The organism is Streptomyces sp. NPDC001700 (assembly GCF_053596435.1).
Genome location: NZ_JBSFGE010000069.1, coordinates 1 through 8319 on the forward strand (window position 1 = coordinate 1; position 8319 = coordinate 8319).

Consider the following 8319-nt stretch of genomic DNA (forward strand, 5'->3'; position numbering starts at 1 on the left):
GAGCCGTTGTGGCTGGGGTCGATCAAGTCGAATATCGGGCACACGCAGGCCGCTTCGGGTGTCGCGGGCGTTATCAAGATGGTCATGGCGATGCGCCATGGAGAACTGCCGAAGTCCTTGCACGTCGATGCGCCGTCGTCGCACGTGGACTGGTCGGCGGGTGCGGTGGAGCTGCTGACGGAGGCCCGGTCCTGGCCGGATGTGGATCGCCCGCGCCGTGCGGCGGTCTCGTCGTTCGGTGTGAGTGGCACGAATGCCCACCTCATCCTCGAACAGGCTCCTCCCGTTCCGGCCCCGGGGGAATTGGTCACGTCGGCACCGGCCGGTGTGGTGCCGTGGGTGGTGTCGGCGAAGTCGGAGGCCGCGCTGAGGGTGCAGGCGCGGCGGCTGCGGTCGGCGCTGGCTGATGATTTCTCGGCGGTTGATGTGGCGTTCTCGCTGGCGACGACGCGTGCGGCTTTGGAGCATCGCGCGGTGGTGGTCGGTTCAGATCCGGAGGAGCTGCTGCGGGGCCTGGACGCGGTTGTGGAAGGCGCTCCGGCCGCAGGTGTGGTGCGGGGTGTGGCCCGGGACGACTCGGGACTGACGGCGGTGTTGTTCTCGGGACAGGGTTCTCAACGGACCGGTATGGGCCGGGAGGTGTACGAATCCTTCCCGGCCTTCGCGGAGGCGCTGGATGCCGTGTGCGCGGGGTTCGACCGGGTGCTGGACCGTCCGTTGCGTGAGGTGATGTTCGAGGATGGGGAGCTGCTGGATCGGACCGAGTTCACGCAGCCGGGTCTGTTCGCTCTTGAGGTGGCTCTGTATCGGCTGGTGGAGTCGTGGGGTGTGCGTCCGGATTACGTGACCGGGCACTCCATCGGTGAGTTGGCGGCGGCGCATGTGGCTGGGGTGTTGTCCCTGGACGACGCGGTGACGCTGGTGGCGGCTCGTGGCCGTCTGATGCAGGCGTTGCCAGTGGGTGGCGCGATGCTGGCGGTGGGTGCGGATGAGGCGACCGTTGCCCCGTATCTGGAGGGCCGGGAGAGTCAGGTGTCTCTGGCCGCCGTCAACGGTCCGTCGTCGGTGGTCATCGCTGGTGATGCGGCCGTGGTCGCGGAGCTGGGTGCGGTGTTCGCTGGACTCGGGCATAAGACGAAGCGGTTGCGGGTGAGCCATGCGTTCCACTCGCCGCATATGGACGCGATGCTGGATGACTTCCGCCGTATCGCGGAGTCGTTGACGTACGGGCAGCCGTCGATCCCGGTGGTGTCGAATGTGACCGGTCAGGCGTCGGCGGATGTGGCGTCGGCTGAGTACTGGGTGCGTCATGTGCGTGCGGCGGTGCGTTTTGGTGACGGGGTGCGCTGGCTGGAGGAGCAGGGTGTCGCGGTGTTCCTGGAGCTGGGTCCGGACGGTGTGCTGTCGGGTATGGCGCAGGAGTCCCTTACCGGTGACGCGCAGCTGATCGCGGCGCTGCGCAAGGACCGCCCCGAATCGGAAGCCCTGGCCACGGCCGTCGGCCGTCTGCACGTGGCGGGCGTGACCCCGGACTGGTCGGCGTACTTCACCGGCACCGGCGCTCGCCGCACCCCCCTCCCCACCTACCCCTTCCAACGCCAGCACTACTGGCTGGAATCGGCCGCCTCCACCGGCGACGTGGCCCCCGCCGGGCTCCTCTCCGTGGAGCATCCGCTGCTGGGCGCGGCGGTGCCGTTGGCCGACGCCGACGGGTTCCTGCTCACCGGGCGACTGTCCCTGCGGACTCATCCGTGGCTCGCGGGACACGCGTTGTCCGGCGTCGTGCTCGTACCGGCGACGGCGTTCGTGGAACTCGCCGTCCGGGCGTGTGACGAGGCGGGCTGCGACGAGCTGGAGGAGCTGACCCTTCAGGCTCCGCTGGTCCTGCCGCAGGACGAGGCCGTGCGGGTGCAGCTCGTGGTGGGTGCCGACGACGGATCCGGGCGGCGGTCGCTGACCATCCACTCGCGCGCCGAGGACGCCGCACGCGAGGAGCCGTGGACCCAGCACGCGGCCGGTACGCTCGCGCCCGGTGGCCCGGTGGACGGGGCCGTACTCGCCGCGTGGCCGCCCGCGGACGCCGTTGAGGTGCCCGTTGAGGAGCTGTACTCGGGGCTCGCCGATGTCGGCTTCGCTTACGGGTCCGCCTTCCTCGGGCTGCGTTCCGTGTGGCGGACCGAGGACGCCGTCTACGCCGAGGTGGCCCTGCCCGATGAACACCTCGACGACGCCGGTACGTTCGGGCTGCATCCGGCGCTGCTCGACGCGGCGCTGCATCCGCTCGGCCTCAGCCTGACCCTGGGTGCCGCCGACGAACCGACCGACAGCGGGAACGCGGCCGAGGCGCGGGGCGCGGGACTGCCGTTCGCCTGGACCGGCGTACGTCTGCACGCCTCGGGGGCGGCTGCCCTGCGCGTACGCCTCACGCCCAGCGGTGACGACGGGGTGTCCGTCCTCGCCGTCGATGAGACCGGAGCCCCGGTTGCCTCCGTGGAGTCGCTGGTCCTGCGTCCGGTGGCGGACGAGCAGCTCGCCGCCGCCCAGGCGGCCCGCCGGGACGGTCTGTTCGCCGTCGACTGGGTGCCCGCCGAGCCCGGCGCCGACAGCGGTACGAGCGCCATCACGAGGTACGCGGTGGTCGGTGCGGGCGCACCGGAGTTCGCCGAATCCCTCGTCGAAGGCTTCGCCACGACGGGCGCCACCGGTGTCGTACTTTCCGACCTCGAAGGCATCGAGGACATCGAACGTCTCGAAGGCGGCACGGCCGAGGGCATACCGGTCCCCGAGCTGGTCTTCGCCGAGGTGCCGTCGGGAGACGGCGCGGACGTCGTCGGTGTCGCGGCCGAGGCGCGCGATGTCACCGGGTATGTCCTGCGACTCGTACAGGACTGGCTTTCCAGGGATGAGCTGGCGGGCTCCCGTTTGGTGCTCGTCACCCGACGCGCCGTGGCCACGGACGACAGCGGTGTTCCGGACCTCGCCGGTGCGGCCGTGTGGGGTCTGGTCCGCTCCGCGCAGTCGGAGAACCCGGAGCGCTTGGTGCTCGTCGATGTGGACGGGACGCCGGAGTCGTACCGTGCGCTGGCCGCCACGGCCCTGTCAGGGGAACCACAGTCCGCGCTGCGCGCGGGTGACGCCTTGGTGCCCCGGCTCGCCCGGGCGGGCGGCGCCGCGACACGCGACGGTCTCGGCCTGGACCCCGACGGCACCGTTCTCGTCAGCGGGGCGACGGGCACGCTCGGCGGTCTCGTCGCCCGGCACCTGGTGACCGAACACGGGGCGGGCCACCTCCTGCTGGTCTCGCGCCGCGGCCGGGACGTCGAGGGCGCCGAGGCGCTGGAGACCGAGCTGCAGGGGCTGGGCGCGCACGTGACCTTCGCGGCCTGCGACGTCGCCGACCGCAATGCCCTGGCGGAGCTGATCGGCTCCCTCGACCGGCCGCTGACCGGTGTGGTGCACACCGCCGGTGTCATCGACGACGGAGTGTTCCCGGCGCAGAGCCCGGAACGCCTGGAGAAGGTGTTCGGGCCCAAGGCAGACGCGGCCCAGCACCTGCATGAGCTGACCAGGGAGCACGACCTCGCGCTGTTCGTCCTGTTCTCTTCGGCGGCGGCCACTTTCGGCAGCGCGGGACAGGCCAACTACGCGGCGGCCAATGCCTACCTCGATGCTCTCGCCCAGCGCCGCCGGACCGAGGGCCTGCCCGCCACCTCGGTGGCGTGGGGCATGTGGGCCCAGCGCAGCGGCATGACCGGTGACCTCGCGGAGGCCCACATAGCCCGGATGAGCCGCGGCGGCTTCGGCGCCCTCACGGCCGAGCAGGGCCTCGCCCTGTTCGACGCGGCCGTGACCGCGCCCGGGGCGGCTCTGGTCGCCGTACGTCTCGACGTGCCCGCCCTGCGGGCATCGTCCGGACGGCCCGACGGGGCCGGCGAACTGCCCCAGATCCTGCGCGGCTTGGTCCCCACGACGGGCACGACTGGCAGGACGGGCAGGACAGGTCCGGCGGGGCGGCGTACCGCGGCCGCCGCGTCGACGGACGTAGGCGGCGGCACGCTCGGACAGCGGCTCGCGACGCTGACGGAGGCCGAGCAGGAAGCCGAACTGCTCTCCCTGGTGCGCTCCCATGCCGCAGGTGTTCTCGGCTACACGGAGCGGGAGGAGATCGAAGCGGACCGGACTTTCCAGGAGATCGGGTTCGACTCCCTCACCGCGGTCGAGTTCCGCAACCAGCTCACCGCTGCCACCGGGGTCCGTCTCGCCGCCACGGTGATCTTCAACTATCCGACGCCGGCGGCGGTCGCCGGACATCTGCGCGGCCGACTCGTCACCCACGCGATGGCCGAGGCCGGCACAGCGGAAGTGGACGCCCTCGAAAGGCTCCTCGGACAGGAGTCGTTCGGCGGACAGGCCAGGTCCCGGATCACCGAAAGGCTGCATGCCTTGCTGGCCAAGTGGGGCGATGACGCCGGGACCGGACCGGCCGGGGCACACCAGGCCCACGAGACGCAGCAGACAGACGAGGAACGAGCGGTCGCGGAGGAACTGGACACCGCGTCGGACGACGAAGTCTTCGACTTCCTCAACAAAGAGTTCGGGATCTCCTGACGCACGCAGGGCTCGGGTTCCATCCACTAGGAGAGCTGACTTTAGATGGCGAACGAAGAACGACTCCGTTACTTCCTCAAGCAGGTCTCTGCCGACCTGCACGCGACCCGCCGTCGCCTGCGCGAGCTGGAAGGCGAGGAGCAGGAGCCCGTCGCGATCGTCGGGATCAGCTGCCGCTACCCCGGTGGGATAGCCTCGCCGGAGGACCTGTGGCGGCTCGTCGCGGAGAGCGGCGACGGCATCACCCGCTTCCCGGAGAACCGTGGCTGGGACCCCGAGGCCCTCTACCACCCGGACCCCGACCACGAGGGCACCTCGTACGCCCGTGAGGGCGGCTTCCTGCACGATGCCGGAGCCTTCGACCCGGCCTTCTTCGGGATCAGCCCGCGCGAGGCCGTCGCCATGGATCCGCAGCAGCGGCTCCTTCTGGAGGCCGCGTGGGAGGCCGTGGAACGCGCCGGCATCGACCCGGCGGAACTGCGCGGCAGCCGCACCGGTGTCTTCGCCGGTGTCATGTACCACGACTACGCGGCCGCCGTGGACGTCGTACCCGAAGGCGTGGAGGGCTACCTCGGCACCGGCAACTCCGGGAGCGTCGTCTCCGGCCGGGTCGCCTACGCCCTCGGGCTGGAGGGCCCCGCGGTAACGGTCGACACGGCGTGCTCGTCCTCCCTCGTCGCCCTTCACTGGGCGAGCCAGGCCCTGCGCGCCGGTGAATGCACGATGGCGCTCGCCGGCGGGGTCACCGTCATGTCCACACCGAGCACGTTCGTCGACTTCAGCCGCCAGCGGGGCCTGTCCGCCGACGGCCGCTGCAAGTCCTTCGCCGACGGCGCCGACGGCACCGGCTGGGCCGAAGGCGTGGGCCTGCTGCTCCTGGAACGCCTGTCGGACGCGCAGCGCAACGGCCATCGCGTGCTCGGTGTGATCCGCAGCTCGGCCGTCAACCAGGACGGCGCCTCGAACGGCCTGACCGCGCCCAACGGCCCTTCCCAGGAGCGTGTCATCCGGCAGGCCCTCACCTCCGCGGGGCTCACTCCCGTGGACGTGGACGCGGTGGAGGCACACGGCACGGGTACGACCCTGGGTGACCCCATCGAGGCCGAGGCGCTGCTCGCCACCTACGGCCAGGAACGCGAGGCCGGTCGTCCGTTGTGGCTGGGCTCCATCAAGTCCAACATCGGTCACACACAGGCCGCCTCGGGTGTCGCGGGCATCATCAAAATGGTCATGGCCATGCGCCACGGCATACTGCCCAGGACCCTGCACGTCGACGCCCCGTCGTCCCACGTCGACTGGTCGGCGGGCGCCGTCGAGCTGCTGACCGAGCCGCGTCCGTGGCCCGACACCGACCGGCCGCGCCGGGCGGGTGTCTCGTCCTTCGGCGTCAGCGGCACCAACGCCCACGTCATCGTGGAACAGCCGCCCACGGCAGAGGAGTCCGGCCCCGGGCCCGACGCCGACTCCGAGTCCGGCGCCGCGCCGATCGGCAGCGGTGCCGTGGTGCCGTGGGTGCTGTCGGCGAAGTCGGACGCCGCCTTGAAGGCACAGGCCGAGCGGCTGCGGTCGGCCCTCGCCGACGACTGCTCACCGGTCGACGTGGCCTTCTCGCTGGCCACGACCCGGGCGACCATGGAACGCCGAGCGGTTGTGGTGGGCGCCGGGCGTGAGGAACTGCTACGGGGCCTCACGGCGCTGGCGGAGGGAACGCCGGCGTCGGGAGTGGTGACCGGCGCCTTCCGAGGGGCTCGCGGGCAGTTGGCGGTGTTGTTCTCGGGGCAGGGCTCGCAACGGCCGGGTATGGGCCGGGAGCTGTACGAGGCGTATCCGGTGTTCGCGGAGGCGTTGGACGCGGTGTGTGCGGGGTTCGACCGGGTGCTGGACCGTCCGTTGCGTGAGGTGATGTTCGAGGGTGGGGAGCTGCTGGGGCAGACCGGCTTCACGCAGCCGGGTCTGTTCGCTCTTGAGGTGGCTCTGTATCGGCTGGTGGAGTCGTGGGGTGTGCGTCCGGATTACGTGACCGGGCACTCCATCGGTGAGCTGGCGGCGGCGCATGTGGCCGGGGTGCTGTCCCTGGACGACGCGGTGACGTTGGTGGCGGCTCGTGGGCGGTTGATGCAGGCGTTGCCGGTGGGTGGCGCGATGCTGGCGGTGGGTGCGGATGAGGCCACGGTGGCCCCGTATCTGGAGGGCCGGGAGACCGAAGTGTCTCTCGCCGCGGTGAACGGCCCCTCCTCGGTCGTGATCGCCGGTGACGCGGACGTGGTCGCGGAGCTGGGCTCGGTGTTCGCGGAGCTGGAGTTCAAGACGAAGCAGTTGCGGGTGAGTCACGCGTTCCACTCGCCGCACATGGACGCGATGCTGGACGACTTCCGCCAGGTCGCCGAGTCGCTCACGTACGAGCAGCCGTCGATCCCGGTGGTGTCGAATGTGACCGGTCAGGCGTCGGCGGATGTGGCGTCCGCCGAGTACTGGGTGCGCCACGTCCGCGCGGCGGTGCGTTTCGGGGACGGGGTGCGCTGGCTGGAGGAGCAGGGTGTGTCCGTGTTCCTGGAGCTGGGGCCGGACGGTGTGCTGACCGGGATGGCGCAGGAAACCCTTACCGGCCGCCGGGAGTTGATCGCGGCCCTGCGCAAGGACCGCCCCGAACCGGAAGCCCTCGTCACCGCTCTCGGCCGTCTGCACGTCGCGGGTGTCACCCCGGACTGGCACGCCGTGTTCCCCGGTGCCAAGGCCATCGATCTGCCCACCTACGCCTTCCAGCACGAGTGGTTCTGGCTGGAATCCCGGGACTTCGGCGCGGACGGAGAGGTCGTGCGCGACCCCGTCGAGGCGGCGTTCTGGGAAGCGGTGGAGCGTGAGGACCTGGCTACGCTCGCCGGGACGCTGCAGGTGGACGGGGAGCAGCCACTGAGCGCCGTACTGCCGGCTCTGTCGAGTTGGCGGAGACAGCGCAGGGAGCTCTCGATCATCGACGACTGGCGCTACCGCGTCACCTGGCAGCCCCTGGACACCGGGACGTCCGCGCCCGTGCTGTCCGGCACTTGGATCGTGGTGACCTTCGAGTCCCAGGCCGTTGACGAGGTCGTCGGCGCCCTGGGGGACCATGGCGCGCACGTCGTCCCTGTGATCCTTTCCGACCTCGAACGACCCGGTGTCGCCGAAGCTCTGCGCGCCGCCACCGGGGAGGGCACGGTGGCCGGTGTGGTCTCCCTGCTCGGCCTCGACGAGCAGGCCGACGTCGGGGTGCCCCGTGGGATCGTCGGCACCCTGGCGCTCGTCCAGGCCCTCGGCGACGCCGGGATCGACGCCCCGCTGTGGCTGCTGACCGCCGGTGCGGTGGCGGTCGCCGACGAGGCGCCCGGCAGCGTAGTGCAGGCCCAGGTGTGGGGTTTCGGCCGGACTGCCGCGCTGGAATACCCGGAGCGCTGGGGCGGACTGGTCGATCTGCCGGAGATGTGGGGCGAGACCACCGGCGAGCGGCTGGCCCGCGTTCTGGTGGGTGGCGAGGGCGAGGTGGCGGTTCGCGCGTCGGGTGTGTTCGGGCGCCGTCTGGTGCGGGCCCGGGCGGCGGATGCGCCGGTTGTACGTTCGTGGGTGCCGTCGGGGACGGTGTTGATCACGGGTGGTACGGGTGCGTTGGGCGCGCATGTGGCGCGTTGGGCGGCTCGGAATGGTGCGGAGCATGTGTTGCTTGTGTCGCGGCGTGGT

Annotated in this window: 1 protein-coding gene and 1 pseudogene; both read left to right on the forward strand. The window is 71.2% G+C overall.

The window, feature by feature from the left end; all coding sequences use genetic code 11:
* Nucleotides 1–4608, forward strand: a 4608-nt coding sequence (locus ACWC5C_RS41940) for an SDR family NAD(P)-dependent oxidoreductase (RefSeq protein ID WP_450884607.1), incomplete at its 5' end; no start/stop codon positions are given.
* Nucleotides 4609–4665: 57 nt separating this feature from the next.
* Nucleotides 4666–8319 (forward strand): annotated as a pseudogene (locus ACWC5C_RS41945) (type I polyketide synthase); the annotation flags it as partial.